Source organism: Rhodococcus sp. D-46 (genome assembly GCF_011290655.1).
Lineage (GTDB): Bacteria > Actinomycetota > Actinomycetes > Mycobacteriales > Mycobacteriaceae > Rhodococcus_F > Rhodococcus_F qingshengii.
Genome location: NZ_JAANTF010000003.1, coordinates 540,698 through 565,913, shown reverse-complemented (window position 1 = coordinate 565,913; position 25,216 = coordinate 540,698). Strand labels below are relative to the sequence as shown.

At 65.0% G+C, this 25,216-nt stretch carries 18 protein-coding genes and 1 pseudogene; 12 read left to right on the top strand and 7 right to left on the bottom strand.

What is annotated here, in order from left to right:
- Positions 1–24: 24 nt before the first annotated feature.
- Positions 25–1,008, top strand: a complete 984-nt coding sequence (locus G9U53_RS10560) for an LLM class F420-dependent oxidoreductase (protein ID WP_172403486.1) — start codon at positions 25–27, stop codon at positions 1,006–1,008.
- Between the two features lie 4 nt (positions 1,009–1,012).
- On the opposite strand, the gene G9U53_RS10555 is transcribed toward G9U53_RS10560, so the two are convergent.
- Complete coding sequence (locus G9U53_RS10555; protein ID WP_165638647.1) at positions 1,013–3,235, bottom strand: VanW family protein; 2,223 nt, start codon at positions 3,233–3,235, stop codon at positions 1,013–1,015.
- Positions 3,236–3,529: 294 nt separating this feature from the next.
- A complete protein-coding gene (locus G9U53_RS10550; protein ID WP_003945465.1) occupies positions 3,530–4,885 on the bottom strand; it encodes an acetyl-CoA C-acetyltransferase in 1,356 nt (451 codons plus the stop codon).
- A 130-nt stretch (positions 4,886–5,015) separates the two neighbouring features.
- Here G9U53_RS10550 and G9U53_RS10545 point away from each other — a divergent pair, with 130 nt between their 5' ends.
- Both G9U53_RS10545 and G9U53_RS10540 read left to right on the top strand, forming a co-directional pair.
- Entirely contained in the window at positions 5,016–6,362 is a 1,347-nt protein-coding gene (locus tag G9U53_RS10545) for a 3-oxoacyl-ACP reductase (RefSeq protein ID WP_003945596.1), read from the top strand.
- Complete coding sequence (locus tag G9U53_RS10540; RefSeq protein WP_007734551.1) at positions 6,362–7,225, top strand: MaoC/PaaZ C-terminal domain-containing protein; 864 nt, start codon at positions 6,362–6,364, stop codon at positions 7,223–7,225. Before G9U53_RS10545 ends, G9U53_RS10540 begins: the two co-directional genes overlap by 1 nt.
- A gap of 116 nt (positions 7,226–7,341) precedes the next feature.
- On the opposite strand, the gene G9U53_RS10535 is transcribed toward G9U53_RS10540, so the two are convergent.
- Together G9U53_RS10535 and G9U53_RS10530 are read right to left on the bottom strand one after the other, a co-directional pair.
- The gene (locus G9U53_RS10535; RefSeq protein ID WP_003945885.1) at positions 7,342–7,941 is read right to left on the bottom strand and encodes a TetR/AcrR family transcriptional regulator; all 600 of its coding nucleotides are present in this window, start codon (positions 7,939–7,941) and stop codon (positions 7,342–7,344) included.
- A 72-nt stretch (positions 7,942–8,013) separates the two neighbouring features.
- Positions 8,014–9,192 (bottom strand): glycoside hydrolase family 3 N-terminal domain-containing protein, encoded by a 1,179-nt coding sequence (locus G9U53_RS10530; RefSeq protein ID WP_058039141.1) that lies wholly within the window; start codon positions 9,190–9,192, stop codon positions 8,014–8,016.
- A gap of 101 nt (positions 9,193–9,293) precedes the next feature.
- On the opposite strand from G9U53_RS10530, the gene G9U53_RS10525 reads away from it, so the two are divergent.
- The 4 genes from G9U53_RS10525 (at position 9,294) to G9U53_RS34155 (ending at position 15,576) form a co-directional block, all read left to right on the top strand.
- Positions 9,294–9,761 carry a universal stress protein gene (locus G9U53_RS10525; RefSeq protein ID WP_003945900.1) on the top strand — a complete coding sequence of 156 codons (468 nt, stop codon included), beginning with the start codon at positions 9,294–9,296 and terminating at the stop codon, positions 9,759–9,761.
- A gap of 45 nt (positions 9,762–9,806) precedes the next feature.
- Positions 9,807–10,895, top strand: a complete 1,089-nt coding sequence (locus tag G9U53_RS10520) for an isochorismate synthase (RefSeq protein ID WP_075832351.1) — start codon at positions 9,807–9,809, stop codon at positions 10,893–10,895.
- Between the two features lie 129 nt (positions 10,896–11,024).
- Positions 11,025–11,198, top strand: coding sequence for a DUF2613 domain-containing protein (locus tag G9U53_RS10515; RefSeq protein WP_003945488.1), 174 nt, complete (start codon positions 11,025–11,027; stop codon positions 11,196–11,198).
- Between the two features lie 43 nt (positions 11,199–11,241).
- Positions 11,242–15,576 (top strand): alpha-(1->3)-arabinofuranosyltransferase, encoded by a 4,335-nt coding sequence (locus tag G9U53_RS34155; RefSeq protein ID WP_165638670.1) that lies wholly within the window; start codon positions 11,242–11,244, stop codon positions 15,574–15,576.
- Here the strand turns inward: G9U53_RS34155 and G9U53_RS10505 are convergent.
- Positions 15,534–16,649 (bottom strand): annotated as a pseudogene (locus tag G9U53_RS10505) (acyltransferase); the annotation flags it as partial. The gene G9U53_RS34155 and the pseudogene G9U53_RS10505 sit on opposite strands and share 43 nt — an antisense overlap.
- A 216-nt stretch (positions 16,650–16,865) precedes the next feature.
- On the opposite strand from G9U53_RS10505, the gene G9U53_RS10500 reads away from it, so the two are divergent.
- Together G9U53_RS10500 and G9U53_RS10495 are read left to right on the top strand one after the other, a co-directional pair.
- Entirely contained in the window at positions 16,866–17,999 is a 1,134-nt protein-coding gene (locus G9U53_RS10500) for a DUF3068 domain-containing protein (protein ID WP_165638646.1), read from the top strand.
- Between the two features lie 169 nt (positions 18,000–18,168).
- Entirely contained in the window at positions 18,169–19,125 is a 957-nt protein-coding gene (locus tag G9U53_RS10495; protein WP_058039145.1) for an ABC transporter substrate-binding protein, read from the top strand.
- On the opposite strand, the gene G9U53_RS10490 is transcribed toward G9U53_RS10495, so the two are convergent.
- Positions 19,106–20,332 carry a hypothetical protein gene (locus G9U53_RS10490; protein WP_007734534.1) on the bottom strand — a complete coding sequence of 409 codons (1,227 nt, stop codon included), beginning with the start codon at positions 20,330–20,332 and terminating at the stop codon, positions 19,106–19,108. The genes G9U53_RS10495 and G9U53_RS10490 overlap by 20 nt on opposite strands.
- 33 nt (positions 20,333–20,365) lie before the next feature.
- Here G9U53_RS10490 and G9U53_RS10485 point away from each other — a divergent pair, with 33 nt between their 5' ends.
- Entirely contained in the window at positions 20,366–22,105 is a 1,740-nt protein-coding gene (locus tag G9U53_RS10485; protein ID WP_165638645.1) for a hypothetical protein, read from the top strand.
- Here the strand turns inward: G9U53_RS10485 and G9U53_RS10480 are convergent.
- Positions 22,052–23,266, bottom strand: a complete 1,215-nt coding sequence (locus tag G9U53_RS10480; protein WP_165638644.1) for a glycosyltransferase family 4 protein — start codon at positions 23,264–23,266, stop codon at positions 22,052–22,054. The two genes, G9U53_RS10485 and G9U53_RS10480, sit on opposite strands and share 54 nt — an antisense overlap.
- Before the next feature lie 173 nt (positions 23,267–23,439).
- Here G9U53_RS10480 and G9U53_RS10475 point away from each other — a divergent pair, with 173 nt between their 5' ends.
- Both G9U53_RS10475 and G9U53_RS10470 read left to right on the top strand, forming a co-directional pair.
- The gene (locus tag G9U53_RS10475; protein ID WP_003945692.1) at positions 23,440–24,210 is read left to right on the top strand and encodes a class I SAM-dependent methyltransferase; all 771 of its coding nucleotides are present in this window, start codon (positions 23,440–23,442) and stop codon (positions 24,208–24,210) included.
- Between the two features lie 4 nt (positions 24,211–24,214).
- Positions 24,215–25,102 (top strand): ROK family protein, encoded by an 888-nt coding sequence (locus G9U53_RS10470; protein ID WP_007734524.1) that lies wholly within the window; start codon positions 24,215–24,217, stop codon positions 25,100–25,102.
- Positions 25,103–25,216 lie beyond the last annotated feature (114 nt).

The window sequence follows — 25,216 nt, the reverse complement described above, 5'->3', positions numbered from 1 at the left end:
CCGATCGCGAGTAACGTCGAAACGGTGAGCACTCGCCTCGGATACCAGATGCCCAACTTCAGCTACGGCGGTCCGGTCAAGGACCTCTTCCCCACCGTCATAGCGCAGGCCCGCGAAGCCGAAGCCGCAGGCTTCGACACTGCATTCGTGATGGATCACTTCTACCAACTCCCCGGAATCGGAGCGCCGGACGCCCCGATGCTCGAGGCCTACTCCGCGCTCTCCGCGCTGGCGACGGCCACCGAGACCATCCAGTTGTCTGCACTGGTCACGGGAAACACCTACCGCAATCCGCCCATGCTCGCCAAGACCGTCACCACCCTCGACGTGGTGAGCGGCGGTCGGGCCATCCTGGGCATCGGCGCCGGCTGGTTCGAACTCGAACACAATTCGTTCGGATACGAGTTCGGCACTTTCACCGAGCGCTTCCAGAAACTCGACGAAGCCCTGCAGATCATCGCGCCGATGCTCCGCGGTGATCGCCCCACCTTCGACGGCAAGTGGTACCACGTCGAGGACGCCATCAACGAGCCTCGCGTCCGCGACGACCTACCGATCCTGCTCGGCGGTGGCGGTGAGAAGAAAACGTTCGGCCTCGCCGCTCGCTTCGCGGATCACCTCAACATCATCTGCGACCCGTCGGAACTGCCCCGCAAGATGGAAGCACTTGCGGCACGCTGCGACGAAGCCGGTCGCGATCCCGCAACCCTCGAAACCAGCTTCCTGACGTTCATGATGATCGACGAGGACGGCGACAAGGCTCGCGCGCATCAGCGAACATTTCTCGCGGAGCGTGGCCTCGACATCACCACCGCGCCGGAAGACGTGGTCGCCAAGGCCACCGAACGCCATTTCGTCGGCAGCCCGGACGACGTAGCCGAGCAGGTCCAGACGCGCATCCTCGACCACGGCATCGACGGCGTCGTGATCAACCTGATCACGAACGGCGAAGAGCCAGGCATCGTCGACCTCGCGGGCCGCACCCTCGCCCCACTCGTCGGCAAGTAGTTCCCTACTCGCACTTCACGATCGGCACCGGGTCGTACTTGACGGTCCGGGTGTTCGAGGAAATCTCGGCGCCACTCGCGTGGTCGGTGATCACGCGAGTGTCGCTGACCGTGAACCCGGGCGCACCGCTCGAAGCCACACAGCCAGGCCCCTCCGGCAAGGTCACGGTGTTCGGCGACGTCGGCGACGTCCGCGGGCCGGTCGTCGACGTGACATCGACAGCTTTGGTTCCCCAGATCCGAACGGTGATGTTCGACGACGTCGCAATCGTCTCGATCATCACGCCGGTCTTCGCCGGATTACGGAACTGCAGGTCGATCGCACCATCGAAGATGGTCGCCTCACGAGCCTCGGGGTACCGCGAGATGTAGTAACTGTGCTCGGTGTGCGCGACGTCCTCCATACCTGCGAAATACGTCGCGTTGTAGAGCGTCGTCGCGAGCTGGCTGATACCGCCGCCGACAGCCTTGTCCGGGCGACCGTTGTTGATGATCCCCGACTCGATGTATCCCTGCGCCGCACCGCGCGGGCCCGTGTACTCGTTGAGCGAGAACGTGTCACCGGGCTTGATCACGGCCCCGTCGATCTCCGACGCGGCCAGGCCGATGTTCACACCAGACGCGTATTCGAAACCACCGGTAGTGAATTCGCCGATCACCTCATTGATGCCGAGGGCCTCCGCGGCTTCGGTGGTCAACGCCGGCGGGACCGGTCCGTAAACGGCGGGCGTTGCCCGAGAAGCCGTGCTGCCCAACAGAACCGGAAGTTCCTTGACCGTGTCCGGCCAGTTGATCAGATCACCGACGACACCGGGCACAACCGACGGTTTGCCACCGGCGAAGGTGAACGACGCGTCCTTGGGTTGTACTTCCGTCGACGCCAACTGCGGAGTCAGAATCTTGATCGCAGCATCCGTGTTGTACTGCGGAGTCAGCCCACCCGAGCCGTCGGGTGTGAAGGTCAGAAACTCGCCGATCTGATCGACGCCGAGTGTCGCGACCTTGCCGTCACGGCCGTTGACCACGACGTCACCCGAGACAGCTGGAATAGCGATCTCCTGCAGCGCACGATCGACACCGGCCTGAGTGACCGTCACCGGAACCTCGTCGACCGGAAGATCGACGACGCCACCATCGGACCATTCAGCGGCGAAGGTCGAACCCGCCTGCTGCGTTTCGAGCGCCTGACCGGCAGCGGGCGAAACACCAGTCGCCTTCCCGTTCTCGAACACGACTGCACCTTCGACGGGCGCACGATCGCTGTTCGCCGCGAGCTGCGCCATCGACGCATCCAACGCACCCTGGTCGATTGCCGACACCACGGGCACCTCGCGGGAGCCGAAGAACGACGTGATGCGGGTGATCGGGTTGATGGGCTGAGCGTTCACGCCCGACAGCGTCGCCGACCAGTCGACGTCCACACCCGCAGACGCGGGAACGATCTCGGAGTCGACGCCGCCTGCATGTACCGCTACCGGTTCGACGAGCCTCGGGCCGAGTTGGGCGCGCAGCGTGGCTTCCGCGTCGGCGGGCGTGAGATCACCGATGTCCACCCCGGCGACCTGAGTGCCGCGTGGTGTCTTCCCGGACGAGGTGAAGATGTCCACTCCGTAGGCAATCGCTGCGACGGCAAAGATGGCGCCGACTGCTATCGCCGGTTTGACCCACTTGCGGGAAGACTGCGAAGCGGGCGCCACCGGTTGTTGCGGCGCCGGGGGTGCAACTACCTCTGGTTCTCGGACAACAGGCTCGTACTGCTGCTGGATGGGTTCGAGTTGCTGGGTGTCGTACTGCTGCACGAACTCGGGACGCGGCGGCTTCGGGGGAACCACCACTGCCGGGGGCTCGAACTGCTCTGTCTGCTCGTCGATGGCTTCTGTCGCCGGAGCCGAGTTGACTACTTCCGTCGGCGGTGCGTCCTCCGCTGGGACGACAGGGATGACGGTGGTGACCTCGTTTGCCGATTCGTCGACTGTCGCTTCCGTGGAATCGCTTGCTTCTTCGTCGACAGGCCTTGGTGCTTCGGCTGGTTCAGGTTCTGCTGATTCAGCCTCGACAACGGCCTCAGTGTCCTCAGGGGCCTCGGGTTCCTCGACCGACTGGGGTTCCTCGACCGACTCGGTCTCTTCGACCGCCTGAGGTTCCTCGACCGACTCGAGTTCCTGTTCCGGGAGGGACGAGTCCTCGCTGTTCGTCTTCTCGACGGACGGACCCTCTTCGTCACTCACCTGTTGGCTCCTCGCTGCATCAACCGTCGCTGCGGCGCTCACCGACAACTCAATACAGGATATCCGGACATACGAGAGCCCCGCGCTGCTGCCAGGTCGGGGGTCAGGCAGCAACACGGGGCTGTCATGAATATCGGTAGCTATTCTGCAGCGTTACACGCCTGCGCGAAAAAGTTTGCAAAGAGTTCGGGGATCCGGCCACCCCTCGTGGCCGGATCCCCGATTACGCATCCCCTCGCGACGATCACTGCAGGTGAGCGCAGTTTTCAGTCGCATGGGGAGATTGTGGAGCGGTTACCGCTCGATGATCGCCGTGACACCCTGGCCACCGGCCGCACAGATCGAGATCAGGCCGCGGCCCGAACCCTTCTCCGCGAGCATCTTTGCGAGGGAAGCCACAATACGTCCGCCGGTTGCCGCGAACGGGTGACCTGCAGCCAAGGACGATCCGTTGACATTGAGCTTGCTTCGGTCGATCGATCCCAATGCGCCGTCGAGGCCGAGGCGTTCCTTGCAGTACTCGTCCGACTCGAAGGCCTGCAGGGTTGCCAGAACCACCGAAGCGAAGGCTTCGTGGATCTCGTAGTAATCGAAGTCCTGCAAGGTCAGACCGTTGCGGGCCAGCAAACGCGGGATCGCGTACGTAGGAGCCATGAGCAACCCGTCTTTGCCGTGGACGTAGTCGACGGCAGCGGTTTCGGAATCGACGAGGTGCGCCAGAACCGGAAGATTGCGTTCGGCTGCCCACTCGTCGGTGGAGAGGAGCACTGCAGAAGCGCCGTCGGTGAGCGGCGTCGAGTTGCCTGCCGTCATCGTCGCGTCGCCGAGCTTGGTACCGAAGACGGGCTTGAGCGTCGACAGCTTCTCGACGGTCGAACCGGGACGGAGGTTGTCGTCGCGGGTCAGGCCGAGGAACGGGGTGACGAGGTCGTCGAAGAAGCCGCGGTCGTAGGCAGCTGCCATGTTCTTGTGGCTGGCAGCGGCAAGTTCGTCCTGGTCCTCGCGCTTGATGCCGAATTCCTTGGCAGTGATCGCAGCGTGGTCACCCATCGACTTGCCGGTGCGAGGCTCGCCGTTGCGCGGAATCTCCAGGCCGAGCATGCCCGCACGGACGTTGCCGAGCAGCTTGATGCGGTCGCCCGTGGACTTCGCGCGATTGAGGGAGAGCAGGAACTCGCGCGCCTGATCGTTGACGCCGATCGGGGCGTCGGACGTGGTGTCCGTGCCGCCGCCGATGCCCGAATCGATGCGGCCGGCCGAAATGGCGTCGCCGACGGCGATGATCGACTGCAGTCCCGTGCCGCACGCCTGCTGAAGGTCGTACGCCGACGTGTACGGGCTCAGCGCGCTGCCGAGAACGGACTCGCGAATGAGATTGAAATCACGGCTGTGCTTGAGCACCGCACCGCCGACGACCATGCCGAGCTTCTCGCCCTGCAGATTGAATCGGCTCACCAGACCGTCGAGCGTCGCAGTGAACATGTCCTGGTTGGACGCCTGTGCGTACGCCTTGTCCGAGCGTGCGAACGGAATGCGATTTCCGCCGACGATCGCAACCGGACGGCGCTGACCTGCAGAATTTGCAGCGGCTGCGGCCGGTGCAGTGCGCGGTGCGGCGGGCTTTGCATTTGAACGGGCTTTGCTTGTCACTTGCGTCTCCAAGGATGGTGCGATTACCTGTTGAAGACTATTCTTACTCAGTAGTAAGTTACTTGTCTATCGCCGCATTCTTTCGATTGCCCGGTGAGAGACAACCCGAAACACAACAGAAGGTAGGACCGTGGCAGCCAGCAAGGGAGCTCCCGACCTCTATTCACAGTTCCTCTCGTCCGCCCCCGGCGCATTCATCGCGTCGAAGGCCGGCCTGCCCAGGCCCGAGAACCTGCGTCGCTACAAAGCAGGGGAACCCGCACTCGCCGGACCTGTCCTCATCGGCGGCAAGGGTCGACTCGCAGAACCACTTCGCGTACTGCTCTCCGACTACCCGGCGGCTCAGGCACACGACAGCAGCTTCGGCGGACTCGTGTTCGACGCCACCGGAATCACTCAGGTCAGCGAGCTCGAGCAGCTGTTCGAGTTCTTCCAGCCCGTAATCCGCAACCTCGCACCGTCGGCTCGCGTCGTCGTTCTCGGCACGACGCCGGAAGAAACGTCGAGCGTCGACGAGCATGTCGCGCAGCGCGCTCTGGAAGGCTTCACCCGCAGCGTCGGCAAGGAGATCAAGCGCGGCTCCACCGCTCAGCTGGTCTACGTCTCCCCCAAGGCATCCACCGGACTCTCCGGCGTGGAATCGACTCTGCGCTTTCTCCTTTCGGCAAAGTCCGCCTTCGTCGACGGCCAGGTCATCGTCGTCGGCGCTGAAGATTCCGTCGCGCCCGCAAGCTGGGACAAGCCGCTCGAAGGCAAGGTTGCCGTCGTCACCGGCGCAGCCCGCGGTATCGGCGCCACCATCGCCGAGGTCCTGGCCCGCGACGGCGCGCACGTCGTCTGCGCTGACATCCCGGCCGCCGGCGAAGCGCTGTCCGAGACCGCGAACAAGGTCGGCGGCACGTCCCTGGCCCTCGACGTCACGGCAGCCGACGCAGCCGAGGTCCTCGCAGCTCACCTCCTCGAGCGTCACGGTGGAGCGGACATCATCGTCCACAACGCCGGCATCACCCGCGACAAGACCCTCGCCAACATGGACGAGGGCCGCTGGAACATGGTCATGAACGTCAATCTTCTTGCACCGCAGAAGATCACCGAGCACCTCGTCGAGAAGGGCGCCCTCAAGGAAGGCGGCCGCGTCGTCGACGTCTCCTCCATCGCCGGCATCGCGGGCAACCGCGGCCAGACCAACTACGGCACCTCCAAGGCCGGCGTCATCGGCCTCGTACACGCCGAAGCTCCCGTCCTGGCGAAGAAGAACATCACCATCAACGCCGTCGCACCGGGCTTCATCGAGACCGCCATGACCGCAGCCATCCCCTTCGCCACCCGCGAAGCCGGCCGCCGCATGAGCTCGCTCCTGCAGGGCGGCGAGACCGTCGACGTCGCCGAGACCGTCGCATACTTCGCCAGCCCGGCCTCCAATGCCGTTACGGGACAGGTCGTTCGCGTCTGCGGCCAGAGCCTCCTGGGCGCATGATGGCAACAAAGACCGTCGCGCTCACCGAGCAGCCGAAGACCCTCGACATCTACTCCCGCGCGGTACTGGGATTGTTGCCGTGGAACAAGTCCAACTCGCGCTCGGTGCCACAGCAGACCTTCACCCTCACCGGATTGAAGGTCGACACCGACAATCTGGCGGCGTACTGCCGCGTGACCGGACTGCGGTTCGGCGACACTCTGCCGATCACGTACCCCTTCACCTTGGCCTTCCCTACCGTGATGAAGCTGATGGTGTCGAAGGACTTCCCCTTCGCCGCCGTCGGCTCCGTTCACGCCGAGAACGTCATCGAATCACTGCGGCCCATCTCCGTCAGCGAACCGCTTGACCTCTCGGTGCATGCCGAGAACCTGCGTGAGCACCGCAAGGGCCTGCTGATCGACGTGATCACCGAAATTCGGGTGGGACGGGAACTGGTCTGGCGACAGACCTCGAGCTTCCTGAACCAGCAGAAGACCTCCCTGTCCGGCCAGCCCGGTCCGGAGCCCAAGGCCGACGAGGTCCCCCCGATGCCGATGAGCACCATCCGCGTCGACCAGACCACGATCAGCAAGTACGCCGCTGTCTCCGGCGACCGTAATCCGATTCACGTCTCGTCTCTGGGCGCGAAGGCTTTCGGTTTCCCGAAGACCATTGCTCACGGAATGTGGAGTGCCGCGGCAGTTCTGCGGACCGTCGAGGGGTCCGTCGCGGACAAGGTCACCTACAGCGTGCGTTTCGGCAAGCCGATTCTGCTACCGGCGACGCTGAATGCCTACGCTGATCGCACCGACGACGGCTGGGATCTGTCGCTGCGCCACCCGAAGAAGGGTTACCCGCACGTCACTGCGACGCTGCGCTGACCTAGGACTGAACTGGGTTGGGCTGGTGCGTTTCCGACCCCGCCCCGACAGTGTGAACGTATCGCTCCCCCTGTTCAACAAGGGGAGCGATACGTTCACGCGATGTGACTGGGGGGCTATTCGGACTTCTTCTTGCCCGACAGACCGCGCCACGCGAGGGATTCGAGTAGATCCGCTGCGGCATCCACTTCGATTTCCCCACCCGCAACCCGGTCCGCTACCGCCTCACCGGCGCCGACGAGCGCGATGGCGATGATCCCGTAATCGTGCGCGGCATCAGGATCCTTGGTGCTGGACTCGAGCAGATGCGCGGTCAACTCGATCAACCGATCGCGACTGGACTGCACGGTGCCCGCAAAAGCCTGCTGCCCGACGGCCTGACGGTAGAGCACCATCCACGACTTGCGGTTTGCGCCCACGAACCCGAGGAAACCCTCGAGAGCGGCGCGCAATTGTTCACGCGGAGTCAGGTTCGGCGCGCCGGCCGGGGCGAGTGCTTCGAGGAAGCGGAGCCCTTCGCGATGGATGCACGCGGCAAACAACTCTTCCTTCGAGCCGTAGTACAGATACAGCATCGGCTTCGAGATCTCGGCCTTGGCCGCGATGGTGTCCATCGAAGTTTCGTGAAATCCCCTGTCGGAGAACACGTCCACAGCCGCGTCGAGCATCTGCTGCTCACGCACTGCGCGTGGCAGTCGCTTGGTACCGCCGGCCATGCTTCCTCCAACCACAGGGTAAATGTCGATCTTACTCTACGGTAAGATTGTGCGTCGAATCCTGACTTCGACTCAGCAGGTCACGGCACCTTTGGCAGCGGCAACTGTGACCACAGCCTGATCGACCCGCGTCTGCGGAAGCTCACCGGACGCGACGGCCTGCTCGAGATGATCGAGAACCCGCGGAACGTCGTCGGTGGTCAGCCACAATGCCTGATCGACTCCAGCCACCAGCGCAGCCTGAACCGCATCGGCAATATCGTATCGGTCGGTGATCGCCTGCATGCCGCTGAGGTCGTCGGTGAACACCGGACCAGTGAACGGCGCTGCGCCGTAACCCACTCCGTCGCGAAGCAACGCAACGGCTGCGGGGCTGATGCTGGCAGGGGTACCGGGCTCGGTCAGACCGGGAACCTCGAGGTGACCCATCATGACGCCGACTCCGGTTCCCGACAGCTCACGGAAGGGAATCAGGTCCGACGCGATCAGATCCTGTAGCGGCGGCGTTGTCACCTCACCCCGGTGCGAGTCACCCGACGCGCTGCCATGCCCGGGAAAGTGCTTGATCACCGGGAAGATTCCGGCGTCGCGCATCCCCTGCGCGTACGCACCGGCGTAGGCAACGACGGTCTGGGGGTCGTCGGAGTACGAGCGGTCCCCGATCACGGAGTCGTCGGGTTGGCTGCTGACGTCGACGTCGGGGGCGTAGTTGACGGTGATCCCGAGATCCTTCAAACCGCGTCCACGCTCGAGTGCCATCTGGTACGTCTGTTCCACTGTCATGGTCTGCGCCGTTTCCCTGGCCGACGGATCGGGCCCGAGGATGTCCGCGACGCGGGAAACTCGTCCACCTTCTTCGTCGATCGTCACCATCAACGGCAACTTCGACGCCGAAGCAACCTGCGGCACTTCGCGATTGGTGAGCATCGACTGATCGGTCCAACTTCCGACGAAGATGCCGCCGATCTCCTCGTTCTGCACTATCGACAACGCGTCGTCGGTCCCGGTAACGCCGACGTTGAGCAGCTGGGCAAGTTTCTGACGCAAGGACAGCGAGGCTAGAAGGTCACTACCGCACGACGCGGCGACGGGTGCGGAGCTCGATGCCGCAGGCGTCGACGTGATCTCGGTGCTGGTGCTGGTCGGGGCGCTCGAAACCGGATCGGCGGTCCCGTTTTCGCCCGAGCATCCCGCAACCAACCCTCCGCACAATGCAATGGTCGTTGCAGCCTTCAGAAACTTGATCCGCATACCTCGACCGTAACGGACCCGGTACCCATACACTCCCTCACGGGCACATCGGGACGGTAGCCTGGAAGAGAACCGATTCCCCCGCTGACGAGGAGGTCGTGATGCCACAAGGTCTGATGCTCATCGCGTACGACGGTTCCGACAACGCCAAGCGTGCAGTCGACTATGCGGGGCGTTTCCTCTCCGCCAATCGTGCTGTTCTCGTCACTGCCTGGGAGCCCATGGTTCGCCAGGCCGCTCGCATGTCCGGCCTGTCCGGGGTGATGCAACCGGAGTGGGTTCCCGACGACGACGTCGAGGACATCGCCTACACCGACGCCAAAGTCACCCTCGCCGAGGGCGTCGCACTGGCCGAGGCCGCAGGCCTGACCGTCGAAGGCAGAAGCGCCGAGTGCCGATCCGCGATCTGGTCTGCAATCTGCGAAACCGCAGACGAATTGGACGTCGACATCATCGTGACCGGCACCCGTGGCACCACGGGTTTGCGGTCGCTACTGCAGAGCAGCGTCGCGGATCATGTTCTGCGTCACAGTCATCGGCCGGTGTTGATCGTCCCTCCGGGGAAGTGACCTTCGCGCATTCCTGATCCGTGGCCGACTAGTGTCGAAAGCACCATGGACGGTTTTGTTCTCTCGCGCCCCGATCACAGCGTGGTCACCCGCGGCGTACGACGCAGCTTCGACAGCTCCGACGCGGCCACCCACGCTCTGTCGGCAGGTACGACAAAGCTGATCGTCGGAGCGCTCCCCTTCGACCCGGCTGCCGCAACGGCGTTGTACGAACCCGCCGAGGCGACGATCGCGTCGCGGCCGTGGCAACCGCGCGATCCCCAGGCCCTGCCCACGACCCGGGTTGACCGGGAGATCCCGTCGTCGTCGGAGCATCTTCGTCGAGTGGAAAAGTTGATCGGACGCCTCCGCAGTGGAGAGATCGACAAGGTTGTCGCGGCTCGCACTGTGGAACTTCGCACGCAGACCCCGATCTCCCCAACCGCGCTCGCCGCACGCATGGCGGCGCTCAATCCCGTCGCCAACACCTTTGCCGTCGACCTCTCTGCTGCGGGAGCCGAATTCGCGGGCCACAGCCTGGTCGGCGCGACGCCCGAAGTATTGGTCAGTCGACGCGGGCGCGTCGTGACGTGTCGCCCGTTGGCCGGGACCACCAAGCGATCCGCCGACGCCGATCAAGACCGCGAGGCAGGCGAAAGCCTTCTGCATTCGACGAAGAATCTGGCCGAGCACGCCTTCGTGACGTCGTGGATCCGCGAGGTCCTGCAACCGATGTGCAGTGATCTGTCGGTGCCGGCAACTCCCGAACTGACCAATACTCACGAGGTCTGGCACTTGGCCAGCCCGATCCGCGGCACGCTGCGAAACGACACTACTGCGCTCGACCTCGCCATCGCGCTGCATCCGACGCCCGCGCTGTGCGGAACACCCACTGACGCGGCACTGAAGGTCATCCGCGAGACCGAGGAACCTCGGCGTTTCTACGGCGGCGCCGTGGGATGGTGCGACGAGGCCGGTGACGGCGATTGGGTGGTTGCCATCCGCTGCGCCGAGATCGGTGCAGACGGCTTCACTGCCTGGGCCAGCGCGGGTGGCGGAATCGTCGCCGAATCGGATCCGCAGGACGAACTCGACGAGACGTCCACGAAACTGCGCACTCTGTTGACCGCGCTTGGTGCCGAAACCCTCGACTGACCAGCACGTCACGAGGGTAATCGTCCGGATTCTCGAGTGCGGGTGATACCTTGACCCGAGCAGTTCGTACGGGCCGGTAAGTCCGTCCGACCGCGAACGACCGACTAACGACCAATTGGGAGATCCGCGATGACGAAGTTCCTTGTCCCCGGTGTGGCCAGCGCTGTCATCGGTGCCGTTCTGGGTGCCGGCGTCATCTTCGGTGTCACGGCCGCCGCGTCGGACAACACTCGTCCCGAGATCGACCGCAGCGGAAACGCAGATTCTTCCGTGCTGAACCAGGTTGAGTACGGCAGCCGCTGAGAGCGCAGGCCTCGCGAGTTCCCGTTCTTCCGCCGACGCAGCGGTGTCTTCGGTAGACACCGCCCCGTCGGCAGAGCCCCTGTCGAAGCGGTGGCTGTTCGGCGCCTCCGTCGTAGCGTTTCTTCTCACTTTTCTGCAATCGCCGGGTCTGATCACCGCTGACACCAAGTACGACCTGACGCAGAATCCGTTCGGTTTTCTCGAACGCGCCTCGCATCAGTGGAGTAGTCAGGCCCCGCTCGGCCAGGTTCAAAACCAGGCCTACGGATATTTCTTTCCGCACGGGCCGTTCTTCGCGCTCGGCGAGTTGGCGAACGTTCCGCCGTGGGTCACCCAGCGCATCTGGTGGGCGCTGCTTCTGATCGCAGGTTTCTGGGGCATCATCCGAGTTGCCGAGGCTCTCGGCATCGGCAGCCGTAGTTCGCGCGTGATTGCAGCGGTTGCCTTTGTTCTTTCTCCCCGCGTGCTGACCACGCTCGGTTCGATTTCCTCGGAAACCCTTCCGATGATGTTGGCGCCGTGGGTGTTGTTGCCGGTGGTTTTGGCCTTCGGCCCTGTGCGTGGAAAAGGAGTCCCTGGACTCCCTGACCACTCACGGGGGTTGAGGCGGTTGGCCGCACAATCCGCACTTGCCGTCGCACTCATGGGTTCGATCAACGCCGTCGCCACCGCCGCGGCCTGCCTGGTCGCGATCATCTGGTGGCTCTCGCACAAACCCAACCGAACATGGCTGACGTTCACCGCGTGGTGGGCGCTGTTCGTCGCTCTCGGCACCCTCTGGTGGATCGTGCCGCTACTTCTGCTCGGCAAGATCAGCCCACCGTTTCTCGACTACATCGAGTCCGCCGGTGTCACCACTCAGTGGGCATCGCTCGCCGAGATACTTCGCGGCACGGACAGTTGGACCCCGTTCGTCTCCCCCGAACGCATTGCCGGCGCCGTCCTGGTCACCCAACCCGCAGCAGTCGTCGCCACCGGCCTGGTTGCCGCCGCCGGCCTCGCCGGGCTCTGCATGCGGTCCATGCCTGCTCGCGGCCGGCTGACGCTCATCCTGTTCGTCGGTATCACCGGCCTGGCCGCGGGTTACTTGGGTGAACTCAGCTCGCCGGTGTCGGAGTCGGTGCGCCTGTTCCTCGACTCGGCAGGCGCGCCGCTGCGCAACGTCCACAAGCTCGAGCCGTTGGTCCGTCTGCCGCTGGTGCTCGGACTCGCACACCTGCTGGCCAAAGTGCCACTGCCGGGATCGGTTCCACTCGCCCGATGGCGCCGCGCGTTCGCCCATCCCGAGCGCGAACCGATGGTCGCACTGACCAGCCTGATCCTCGTTGCCCTCACCCTCTCGACCGCCTTGGCCTGGACGGGAAAGCTCGCTCCCCGCGGTGCGTATCCGGACGTCCCCTCGTACTGGAACGAGGCGGCGCAGTGGCTCGAGGACAACACCTCCCCCGGATCGGAAGCCGAACGTGCCCTGGTCGTCCCGGGAGCGCCCTTCGGCAGCCAGGTGTGGGGTCTGACGCGCGACGAACCGCTTCAGGCGTTGGCGAGTACGCCGTGGGCGGTGCGTGACTCGGTCCCGCTGACCCCTCCCGGCGCCATCCGAGCGCTCGATTCGGTGCAACGTCTCATCGCCGACGGACGTCCGTCGGACGGCCTCGCACAGACCTTGCTGGGGCAGGGCATCCACTACCTGGTGATGCGCAACGACCTCGACGGCGAAACGTCGCGCTCGGCCAGGCCGATACTCGTGCACCAGGCGGTCGAAGGCTCGCCGGGGATCAAGCGAGTCGCCCACTTCGGTGAAGACGATAGCCCCGAACCGATCGAAGGGCTGGTCGCGGACAGCGATCTGCGTCCCGGTTACCCAGCCATCGAGATCTTCGAGGTCACCCCGCCCGACGGCACCCCGGCGGTCAGCGGCCCGTACTCCGTCGACCTGAACCAGGTTCCGCGTGTACAAGGTGGGCCGGAATCGTCTGTGCGACTTCACGAAAGCGGGCTGGTTCCGGGGACCGGGCCGATGATTCTTGCCGCCGACGCCGAAGCTGCGGGACTGCCCGTCGATTCTGTCACCGTCACCGACACACCGCGCGATCGAGAAACCGATTTCGGTCAGGTCGACAACCACAGTTCCGCCCTGCGCACCCCTGACGACGCTCGTCGTACCTACAATCTGGTGCCCGACTACCCGGTTGCGAACACGCCTCTCGTGGAAGGCCGTTGGAGCGGAGCTTCGATCACCGTCTCCAGCGCCGCCTCGGATGCCACCCAGCTGGGCGGCACTTCACCGTCGAGCAGTCCGGCATCGACGGTCGACGGCGATCCCGCCACCGGCTGGTTCAGCAACGGCATCGAACGAGCCCTGGGCCAGTGGTTGCAGATCGACTTCGACACACCGATTTCCAGTGGGTTGCTTCATCTGACCACCAGTGCCGCGGCAATCGGAGCTCCCGTCAAATGGCTCGAAGTCTCGACACCGAACGGCAGCACGGCGGTGAAGGTGGAGCGTCCCGGTGAGCCCATCACCGTCTCGATCCCGGGCGGCATCACTCCGTGGGTACGCATCACAGCGACTCACACCGAAAACGGATCGCCTGGAACACAGTTCGGCATCAGCGAACTCTCCGTCGAAGACTTCTCCGATCGCAGCGCACCGAAGACCGTACCGATCCGTTTCGACACGGTCCTGCCGAATACGCCGACGGGCGCATCCGTGAACGCCTGGAATCTGAGCCAGGAGTTCCCCGGTCGCAACGCGTGCGCGGACTCGACCGACCGCGTGCGGTGCAGCAATGCATTCATGGCGATACCGGAAGAGCCGAGCCGCTTCCAGCGCACGCTCACGGTGCCCGAAAACACAGTCGTTACACCGACACTGACTGTCCGAGCGCGTCAGGGCAACGCCCTCGAAGATCTGCTTGCCGTCCCAGGCCGAATCACGGCTTCGGGTTCGAGCGACATCGGCGACACACGCGGATCTGCCTTCGCTGCCACCGACGGCGACGCACGCACCACGTGGTCGGCGCCGCAGAGCACCACAGAACCGGGCGGCCCGAAACCGACGCTGACTCTCAATCTTCCCGAGCCCACCCTGGTCACCGGCCTGGACATCACCCGGGGACTCGGCACCCTGCCGTCGCTGCCGACCAGCGTCGCGGTGAATCTCGGCAACGGGCCGCAGGTGCGAGAGCTGCCCGAACCCTCGGACGACACGCCTCGAACCAGTCGAATTACCCTCTCCCCCTTCGTCACCGACAAGATCGTCCTGAGCATCACCGATTGGGAACCGGTCCTCGATCAGACGGCGCTCGGCTTCGCCCAGGCGCAGCCCACCGGCCTCGCCGAGGTCGGCGTCATCGGTGCCGACGGAACCCCGATCGCCGGTTCGGGAGTGCAGGGCTCGGACTCATTCGACAACCGCACCGTCACCGTCACCTGTGGCGATGGCCCGACCATTTCGGTTGCCGGACAGCAATTCCCCACCTCGATCACGGCGACGGCGACGCAACTCCGGACCGGCGCACCCGTCGAGGCACGTGTGTGCGGTCTGGACGCGTCGGCGACGTTGCCGGCGGGCCAGCCCGAAGTGGTCGTCGAACCAGGCCCGGCATTCTCGGTCGACAACCTCGATCTGACGGCGGTCGGTCCTTCAGCCGCGCAACGGAATACACCGCTCGAATCGACCTCGTGGACGGCGAATCACCGGGAACTCACCGTCACGAACTCGTCCACCGATCAGCTGATCGTCAATCCCGAGAGCACCAGCATCGGTTGGATCGCCACCGCGCCGGACGGTTCCGAGCTGACGCCGGTGGTCGTGAACGGTTGGCAGCAGGGCTGGATCGTGCCGGCAGGCACCGCGGGAACCGTCACCATCGACTTCCCCAGCGACCGTTGGTACCGCCTCGGCATATTCGGCGGGCTCGTGTTGCTGATCCCACTGCTGTTCGCGGCACTTGTCCCTACGCGCCGAGAGCCCAAGTCCCTCACACCACCCCGTCCGTGGCGCAGCGTCGCGGCAGGATGGGTGGGCGTGCTCGCGGCGGCCACCGTCATCGGCGGCGGAGTGGGAGCGGCGATCGCAGTTGTGTGCTCGATCCTCGGACTTGCCGCGCTGCGAATCTTCGGCCCCGCTCGGACCGCACGCATTCTCGTCGGCACCGCCGGCGTGGCCGCGATGATCGGCATCACGCTGCTCTCGACCGGACCGTGGCGGGCACCGGGCGGCTATGTGGGCGATTCGTTCGCGATTCAGTTCTCGATGTTGGTGGCCTTGGTCGTGACCGGGTTGGCCGCGTTGCCCTTTGCCGGTTCACCGATATGGCGGCGCTTCTCCCAGCGCGTGACCGCGACGCGCGCCGGTTCCTCCACCAAGGCGTAACTGGCCGAGGCCACAGCGACGCTCAGGACGACCGTCAGGGCCAGGACGTAGAAGAAGCTGCCCGAGAACGGAACTATGCCGAACACGGGGAACACAGCGTTCAGTACGGCCAGGTGCCAGATGAACAGCCCGTAGGACCAGCGTCCGATTGCCAACGCCAGCGGGCTCGCCAGGAATCGATGCTGCGATTGATCGCGCAGAACCAGTGGAGCGATCAACGAGAAGCTGATGATCGCGCCGAGTGCAATCTTGATCGCGTACTGCCACGGCTCCGGCCGCACCAGACCTTCGGGCCCGGCCAGATCGGTGCACGAGAGAACGAAGGCCACACACGCAACAAAAGTCAGGAGCACCCGCCGGTGCGCGAGGCGATGCATCCACGTCGACGGGCCCACGGCCAGCTCGGCCAGCACCATGCCTGCGCCGAACCACGGCAGGTAGCCCGGCAGCCAGTTGTCGTGGTGAATGGCGTCCGGAGTCGGGATCGGAATGAAAGCCCACGTCAGCGCCAACACTGACACCCCGAGCAGAAGCGGTAGCCGGAACCGGGCCGAGTTTCCGCGTAGTCGCACCATCAGATACGCGAACAGCGGCAGTAGTACATAGAACGCAACCTCGACCGACAGGCTCCACATCTGCGTGAGGCCCTCGGTGAGTGTCAACGGCACGAACACCTGCGCCAACCCGAGATTCGCCAGCCATACCTGGTAACCCCCGCCGGCTCCGGGCAGGAACAGCAGGATCAGCACCACCGCCACCCAGTACGCCGGCAGGATTCGCGTTGCACGCGAGATCCAATATCGGACCGTCGGCTGCGGTTGCCCGATTCCGCGGGCCTTTGCCGCGTGGGGGCGCCACAGGAGAAATCCGGACAAGGCAAAGAACACCGCTACGGCGAGATCGAGTCGACCGAACGCGCGCCCGATCGCGCCGGACTGCGCTTCACCGGTTTGGAACGCGACATGGGTGACGAGGACACCGAGCGCCGCCAATCCACGCATACCGTCCAAAGCCGGAACGAAGCCCCGAGCCTGTGGCGGGACCGTCTGAGGGGAATTCGTGGAACTGATCATCACGGATAAGTGTGCACCCCAGGCCGATTGAGGGAAACCACCAGGGACTCACAACAAAATGCCTGGCCAATTCATGCCCTCATGCGACAAACCGGGCCGGTGGACTGTTAGTGTTCTGCCACACATGGTGTCCATCGGGGGCCCCATGCGATCTGCGCAGCTCATATTGTGCCGGTTGGGGAACCTCGAAAGACTTAACGGGTTAGGAGTCACAGCATGGCGGAACGCTCAGGGCCGAGCCGGATACTTCCTTGCATTCTGGTGGGCCTCGGTGCCTTCCTTTTGGCCATCGCCATCCTCATTCCTACCTACACGGTAGGCAAGCTGGAGAAGACGCCACTCGACCTCGAGGTGACCACCGTCGCCACAGGCACCGGTAGCGTCCTCAACTCGGCGGCCCTCCTCGCTGGTAAGGCGCAGGTCGACACCAACGTGCCGATCGTCGCTCAGCGCTACGTCACCACGCAGGACCCGTCCGACGCCGACATCATCACCGTCGAAGCCGGCCAGACCGTCCGTCGTACCGACAAGCAGGGCGACACCGGACTGCTGACCGCAACCCTGGACCGCGTCACGCTCGATCGCGTCAGCTCGATGCCGACCAACGATCCGGTCGGAACCGTCCAGACGTCCAGCGACCAGCCCGCCGAAAAAGTTTCCCGCGACGGTCTGCAGTACAAGTTCCCGTTCAACACGGAACAGAAGAGCTACCCCTACTTCGACCTGAACGCTCGCGCCACGAAGGACATCGACTTCGTCGAAGAGACCGAGATCAACGGTCTGAAGGTGTACCACTTCCAGCAGACGATCGATCCCGTCGACCTGTCGAAGGTCGTCAACTCCCCCACCAACAAGCTGAGCCTGCCCGCCGACACCTGGGGCGTTCCCGGTGGCGCTACTCCGATCACGATGACGCGTTGGTACACCAACGTCCGTGACCTGTGGGTCGAGCCCAAGACCGGCGTCGTCGTCAAGGGCCAGGAGCAGTTGCACCAGTACTACGGACGCAACAAGGACTCGGTCGACGTCGAGGTTCTCAAGGTCACGCTGCCCTTCGACGAAGCAACCATCGAGTACCAGGTCCAGCAGGCACGTGACGGCATGGACAAGCTCTCGCTGTTCGGCCGCACAGTCCCGATCGTGGCAGGTGTCCTCGGTGTCATCGCGCTGATCGCCGGTATCTTCCTCGGCATTCGCGGCGGCAAGGGCGGAACTCCGGCCCGCGCTGCACACGGCGGAACGAACCAGAATCCCAGCGGCCAGGGCTCGCCCGAGCCGGCTCCGGGTGAGCACGACTGGACCTCGGACGACACTCAGGTGATTCCGCGTCCGGATCTGCGCAAGGACTGATTCAGACAGTAAGCAGAGCGCCCCTTCCACACGGAAGGGGCGCTCTGCTGCGTTTCGGGGCTTTGTTGCCGGATCGGCGTACGGATTGGCGCAACGGGTCGTTCCCTCCGCGTGGTTGCGGGCTTAGCGTTTTCTGGAAGTCCAGACCACCCCGAACACGAGGAGCCACATGCCCGCATCAACAGTTCTGGGTTCGCACATCTGTGTCAGCGATCTGACGCGACGGAGATTTGTTGTCGGCACGGCTGCATTCTCCGGGCTGTTCGCCGCCGGTTGCGCGAGGTCCGCCGGTACCGAGGGCGATTCGGCCGGGATGCGCACGGTCACGACCTCGCTCGGAACCTACGACATTCCGGTGACACCGAAACGCGTCGTCGCCATCGACTCCCGACTCGACCTCGAACCAGCCGTTGCGATGGGCCTGCCGGTCATCGCGTACAGCTTCGACGCCGCCGAGCCGTGGGTTCCGGCCGATCCCACGGCACAGGTGTTCGAGGCACCGGTCAACGTCGAGGCAATTCTCGCGCTGGAACCGGACCTGATCATCTGCACCGACATCGGTGAGGCCTCCGACATGTGGCCGCTACAGCAGTTGAGCCAGACAGCGCCTGTGCTTCCGATGGACTTCACGCGCCCGTGGCGCGAGAACATCGATCAGCTGGCGAGTTGGCTGAATCGCACCGAGAACCCCGACGTCCGTCAGGTCATCGGAGCGTACGAGGACAAGGCAGCCGGATTGAAGGAACGCCACGCCCCGAGCTTGGCGAGCAAGCAGATCGTGCTGCTGAACTACGTGAATCAGAAGGTCAACGGCGTCAACCGCAAGGGCATCTCCACACAGGTGGCCGAAGACCTCGGCGTCCAACTCCAGTGGCCGGTCGAGGGACAGAAGGAGATCTCTACCGAAAACCTCGTGACTGCTCTCGACTCGGCCGACGGAATGATCGTCACCACCGCGCCCGGCGTGGATCCCGTCAGCAACGACCGCGCGATGTGGAACCGTATCCGCGCAGTACAAGGCGACAACGTCGTCTACACGGGCGGGAACATCAACTACGGATCCGTCTACACCGCGATGCGTACGCTCGACTACTTCGACGATTTGTTCACGCGTCTGGAGAACTGACGCCGGTGTGAGGTGCCGGCCGGGCGCGGTCGGCACTTCGCACTGCGGCGACGGACACCGACAACGCCGTCGTCGACGCAACCACCACGGCAACGCCGATCAACTCTCCCGGCGTCTTCGCCCACACCAGCATGACCGTCGCCTCCACAACCAGTCCTGCCCACGCCAGAAGGGCCACTCGCGTGCGTTCTGACGCGATTGCGGACAGCAAGGCACCCTGGAGTACCGCTAGCGCTGCACCGTGCAGGGCGAAGGCCCACAGCATCGGAGCCACGGCGGCGTACGCGTCGCCCACGAGCATCGGCACCAGCGGGCCGGCAACCGCCGCCCCCAGAACCAACACGGCGCCGATGCCGACGAGCACCGCCAACGCCGAGCGAACCGCTTGCGCCGAGTGCGCCGGATTCGCCATCTTCGGGTACAGCACGACGCCCACTGCCTGTGGCAGCCAGAACGCCACCTTCGTCGCGACGGCGCCGAGTGCGTAGACACCGGCGTCGTACTCACTGAGGACGACGCGGACGATCAGCAGGTCCAGCGAAGACAACGCGATCAACGCAAGCTGGACTTGTGACGCCGCGAGCACGGAGACGACGCCGATACGCACCGGACGGTCCTCGCTCACCGAGACGGTTCGGTCGACCACTCGAACTATCGCCACCAGCAACGCAGTTCCGGCCGCGCCGGCGACCAATGCCGCGCCTGCTCCGCCACCGAAAGCCAGAACGATCACTGCCGGAAGGACTTTCATCACCCCGGCTCCGGCCAGCACGGCACTGAGAGTGCCGAACCGACCGTGACCCTGCAACAACCCCTGCTCCGTTGCCAGTAGAACCAACATGGGCGCAGTCACCAATGCCGAGAACGACGCCACGATTCCGGTGTCGAGCAGCCACGCCATCGCCGGAGCGAGCGCCACCGCGAGGACGGCGACGATCGCGGTGCATCGATACCCCAACGACCGCAACGCATCTGTGCTCTTGCCACGCACCGCCTCGCGGGCGACCACCGTCTGCAACGCCAAAGCCGGAACCGCAAGTACCAACTGGGCGGCAAGCAGACTCGCGAACTCGCCGTAGCCGACCGGACCCAACCATCGGCTGGCCAACCATGCCAACAGGTACGACGCGACATTGGCCGTCATCGATCCCACCAAAACCATGCCGACCCCGGCCGCGGCGGCGCGATCGAGTGGTTGGCGAGGCATGGCAGTAATGATGCACCACGTATCGTGCGCGTCATGACAGTGCAAGCCGGATACCGCCGTTACCTGCCTGCGGCGTACAGCCTGGCGCTGGCACTGTTGATCCTCGGACCGCTGCTCGGCCCCGGCTACCTCCTGCTGCGCGACGCCGTCAGCACGCCGCGCTCGTACTTGACCGACTCCGCCCTCGGACTCACCGACGCCGCAGCCCGCGCCGTTCCCCAGGACGCGCTGATCGCAGCGTTGAGCACCGTGATCGACGGCGGACTGGTGGTCAAGTTCATCCTGCTCGTGGCGCTCTGGCTCGCCGGTTGGGGTGCGGCGCGCATGGTCGCCGTCCTGCTGCCGACGGCCGGTCTCGGTCCACAACTGGTCGCGTCGACGGTGATGCTCTGGAACCCCTACGTGGCCGAGCGCCTGTTGCAAGGACATTGGAGCCTGCTGACCGGATATGCCGCACTGCCGTGGATCGTGTGTGCCGGAATCGGAGTTCGCCGAGCCACGCCCGGGTCCTGGTGGGCGTTGGCCGCGTCACTGGCATTCGCGGGCCTGACACCTACCGGCGCTCTGCTCGCTCTGACGGCCGCGCTGGTGGTGGTAGCCACCCCAGGAGGCCGAACCTCGGCCATGCGGCGTGTCTGCGGCACGATCGGACTGTTCCTCGTCGCCGCCTCGCCGTGGTTGGTAGCCACCTTCGTATCCGGCGCAGCAGGCGACGGTTCCGATCCGGCGGGAGTCGCCGCCTTTGCCGCCCGAGCAGAACCGGGACTCGCGACGCTGGGCAGCCTCGCCGGTCTCGGCGGTATCTGGAACTCGGCAGCGGTACCGTCCACGCGCACAACACTCTTCGCATTGGTGGGAACGGTTCTTCTGCTCGTCGTCGTGTTCGCCGGTATGCCCGCTCTGTGGCGCCGACGCCGGAATCCTGTTGTCGGTGGACTCGGACTACTGGCCCTGTTCGCGGTGCTGGCTCCGACCATGGGCGCTACCCCGTGGGGTCTCGACGCCGGCCGATGGTCGGTCGAGGTGTTCACCGGCGCCGGTCTACTGCGTGACGCGCAGAAGTGGGTCGCGCTGGCCGTCCCGTTCTACGCACTTGCTGCGGCCGCCGCGGTGATGTGGGCAGGCAATCGGTTCTCCCTCCCCCGCCCGGCATTCTCGGTTGCCGCCGTCGTGGTGACGATCGTGGCACTGCCGGATCTGGTGTGGGGTGTCGGCGGCGCGTTGAAGCCCGTGCACTACCCCGGTTCCTGGACCGTGGTGACCGAGCAACTGCGAGACGAAACCGGTGACGTTGCAGTGCTTCCCGCCGGAATGTTCCGCGCGTTCCCCTACAGCGGTGATGCGCCGGTACTCGACCCCGCACCACGCTTCCTACCCCTCGACGTGCTGCAGACCGGCCAACTGGTGGTTGCCGGTGGTGCTGTCGGCGGCGAGGGGACTCGGGCAACTCGGGTCGAAGACCTACTGCTGGCCGGCGGAAGTCCTACGCAGTTGGCCGATCTCGGAGTCGGATGGGTACTGATCGAGCGCGGGACACCAGGTCAACTCGGCAACTCGGCAACCACGCTCGACGGCTTGGAACAGGTCTTTGCCGACAACGATCTCGAGCTCTACCGGGTACCGGGAGATGTTGCCGCGCACGAAGCCTCGACCCGCGCCCGAACGGCCGTCATAGTTGCGCATCTCGCCTGGATACTGATGGGCGTGATCGCGCTGATCTCAGTCGGACTGAACCAGAACCGAATTCGACTCGCGAGGCGCGGCCAGTCCTGAGACCCACCGACCGTCCTTGTGCGCGGTCAGCACCTCGAGCACTCCGGTGCCGGTCTGCTCCCAGGAGAACTCGCCCGACCACACCCGAGCTTTCTCACCGAGCACCGTGCGGAGTTCGTGGTCGCGGAGCAGGGTGCCTGCCGCCTGCGTCAGATCAGCGATGTCGCCGTCGCCGGCGTGCTCACCGCCGACCAACAGCCCGGTCACTCCGTCGACGATCGAATCGGTCAAGCCCTTGGAACTGCGGTAACCGATCGTCGGAACACCGTGCTGCGCAGCCTCGATGACCGCCAGGCCCCACCCTTCCTTCCGCGAAGGCATGAGGTGAATCCACGACTGCGCAAGGAGTTCATGTTTACGAGCCTCGTCGACGTGACCGTAGAACGAGACGGCGTCACCGATTCCCAACTCGGCGGCGCGATCTCGCAGGTTCTGCTCCCACCAACCACCACCGATGACGTCGAGATGGATGTCCGGAAGCGTCGGACGCAGGGCTGCGACGGCCTCGAGTGCGTCCTCGATCTGCTTGTGCGGCACCAGTCGTGAGAGAACCGAGATGGTGGGACGCTCGGCCCTGGTGATCGATCCACCCGCGTCGACGCCGACGGGGAGCCGATCGGCACCGTTACGCACCACGGCAATTCGTTCGCGCTCGACACCGAGGTCCACCAATTCTTCCGCTGAGGGAAGCGACACCGTCAGATACTGACTACGTCGATGGGTGCGCGGTGACAATCGCGATTCGACCCACCAGCCGATCCGGCCGACGAGCTTGCCTGCCACCGGCCACTGTTCGCGATGGCCGTGATGGACCAGAAGCGTGACCGGTGCACCCGCCACGGCCTTCGAGAAGAAGGGGATGCCGTTCTGGGTGTCGATCACCGCGTCGGGGCGGATGCCCTTGAGCGATCCGAAACCCAGACGTCCGGCGGCAATGGCGGCCAGAGCGCGGGGGTACACGCTGAAACGTCCACCGGCCCGGCTGATCGTGATGCCGTCTCGAACCTCCGACGCGGGCGCCCCGGGATACGACGCCGTCCGCAGCGTCACCTTGATACCGCGCTCGGCCAACTGGGATCCGACCTGCTCGAGGTAACGCTCGCTTCCACCGCCCTGGGGATGCCCGGTATCGCGCCAGCAGAGCAACAGAACCTCGCGCACGTGCGTTACTCCCTGAGTTGGTCGGTGGCCACCCCGGTTCGGGCGATCCTGCGGGATGCCCCGCCTGACCGGCCGGTAACCCTGCCGAACACCCTAACTGTTCGAGCGTCCGTATTGCCGCGCTCCTGACGGTGTTCGTGGACCGGGCGACCCAGTGGCTAAAGTTGCTACCCGTGACCAAGCCCGCAGTGACCCGCATTTTCGGCCGACGGGCAACCCTGAAACGCTCGTTCGGCCTGCTCAGCGACTTCCGCCACGAGCAGTCCGCGCCCGACATCTTCTACGGCGCGCTTGCGCGCGACTCCGTCGAATTGATCTCGGACCTGCACGAAGGTCACACCGGACGATCCCTCGACGGTCTCACCGTCCTCGACGTCGGCGGCGGTCCGGGCTATTTCGCGGAGGTCTTCCAGGCCGCAGGTGCCCGCTACATTCCCGTCGAACCCGATCCGTCGGAGATGCATGCTGCGGGTCTGACCGTGGGCGGCGCGGTGCGTGGATCCGGTTTGGCACTGCCGTTCCTGGACTCGTCCGTGGACATCTGCTTCTCCTCCAACGTGGCCGAACACGTCAGCGAGCCCTGGCTGATGGCCGAGGAAATGCTGCGCGTGACCAAGCCCGGCGGCTTGATGGTTCTCTCGTACACCCTGTGGTGGGGTCCGTTCGGCGGCCACGAAACCGGACCGTGGCACGCGCTGGGGGGCGAGTACGCAGCCAAGCGGTACCTACGCAAGACCGGACGCGAACCGAAGAACAGATTCGGGGTCTCGTTGTTCAAAGTCGGCGCCACGGACGGCTTGCGCTGGGCCCGTGGAACCAGCCAGGGCACATTGCTCGCCGCGATCCCGCGCTACCACCCGTCGTGGGCGTGGTGGATGGTCCGAGTCCCCGGTCTGCGGGAGTTCCTGGTGAGCAACCTCGTCGTGGTTCTCGAAAAGCGATAGCGACATGCGCCTCGCAGTCGACATCGGTGGTACCAAGATGGCTGCCGGGGTCGTGTCCGAGGACGGCCGCGTTCCCGTGTTCGACAGCGTTCCGACGCCGCAGACCGACCCGTGGGGATCCTGTGCGGCGCTGCTCGAACGAGTCGCAGACGGCCGAGAGGTCGACGGTGTCGGCATCGCGTGCGCCGGGCCGGTGGACACCGTCGCCGGCGTCGTCGCTCCCATCAACATCACCGAGTGGGCACAGGGATTCGAGCTCGTAGCGGGCGTCCGCAGCGTCTTTCCCGATGCCGGAACCGCCCTCGCAATGGACGGAGCCGCAGCGGCATTGGCGGAGTTCCACCACGGCGCCGGACGCGGAACCCCGAACCTCCTGAGCCTGGTCGTCTCGACGGGAATCGGCGGAGGAATCGTTCTCGGCGGTGAGATTGCTCGGGGTCGCACGGGGAACGCCGGTCACATCGGCCACATCGTCGTTCCAGGATCTGCCGAACCGTGCAGCTGCGGGGGCGTCGGCTGCCTCGAGACGGTGGCAAGTGGACCGTCCGCGGTGCGATGGGCTCGGAGCCAGGGCTGGTCGGGGAACACCGGCCGTGAACTAGCCGAGGGTGCACGCAGCGGCGACGCGATCGCCGTGGACGCGCTTCACCGTGCAGGCACGGCGCTCGGTGGTGCCATCGCCTCGGCGGCTGCCCTCCTGGACGTGGACCTCGCGGTGATCGGCGGCGGTTTCGCCCAGTCGGGTACACCGCTGTGGGAACCGATGCTCGACGCGGCTGCCCGACATGCCCGTTTGTCGTTCGTCGCCGGGCTCCGGATCGTTCCCGCCGAGCTGGGTGGCGCCGGAACTCTGACCGGTGCGGGCTTGCTCGCACTCACCGCCGTTATCTGACACGCGTTCTTCCCCGATAAATCCGCAGGGAGTCCCACTAAACGGGTGCCACCTGTTCCCAATTTCTGTAACGTGTTTTAGTGTTCTGACTCACACCGTTACGGGCATTGCACG

Coding starts and splice junctions, on each gene's coding strand:
- G9U53_RS10540 (WP_007734551.1), top strand. CDS start 6,362: ATGGCAACAAAGACCGTCGCGCTCACCGAGCAGCCGAAGACCCTCGAC.
- G9U53_RS10535 (WP_003945885.1), bottom strand. CDS start 7,941: ATGGCCGGCGGTACCAAGCGACTGCCACGCGCAGTGCGTGAGCAGCAG.
- G9U53_RS10530 (WP_058039141.1), bottom strand. CDS start 9,192: ATGCGGATCAAGTTTCTGAAGGCTGCAACGACCATTGCATTGTGCGGA.
- G9U53_RS10525 (WP_003945900.1), top strand. CDS start 9,294: ATGCCACAAGGTCTGATGCTCATCGCGTACGACGGTTCCGACAACGCC.
- G9U53_RS10520 (WP_075832351.1), top strand. CDS start 9,807: ATGGACGGTTTTGTTCTCTCGCGCCCCGATCACAGCGTGGTCACCCGC.
- G9U53_RS10515 (WP_003945488.1), top strand. CDS start 11,025: ATGACGAAGTTCCTTGTCCCCGGTGTGGCCAGCGCTGTCATCGGTGCC.
- G9U53_RS10500 (WP_165638646.1), top strand. CDS start 16,866: ATGGCGGAACGCTCAGGGCCGAGCCGGATACTTCCTTGCATTCTGGTG.
- G9U53_RS10495 (WP_058039145.1), top strand. CDS start 18,169: ATGCCCGCATCAACAGTTCTGGGTTCGCACATCTGTGTCAGCGATCTG.
- G9U53_RS10490 (WP_007734534.1), bottom strand. CDS start 20,332: ATGCCTCGCCAACCACTCGATCGCGCCGCCGCGGCCGGGGTCGGCATG.
- G9U53_RS10485 (WP_165638645.1), top strand. CDS start 20,366: ATGACAGTGCAAGCCGGATACCGCCGTTACCTGCCTGCGGCGTACAGC.
- G9U53_RS10470 (WP_007734524.1), top strand. CDS start 24,215: ATGCGCCTCGCAGTCGACATCGGTGGTACCAAGATGGCTGCCGGGGTC.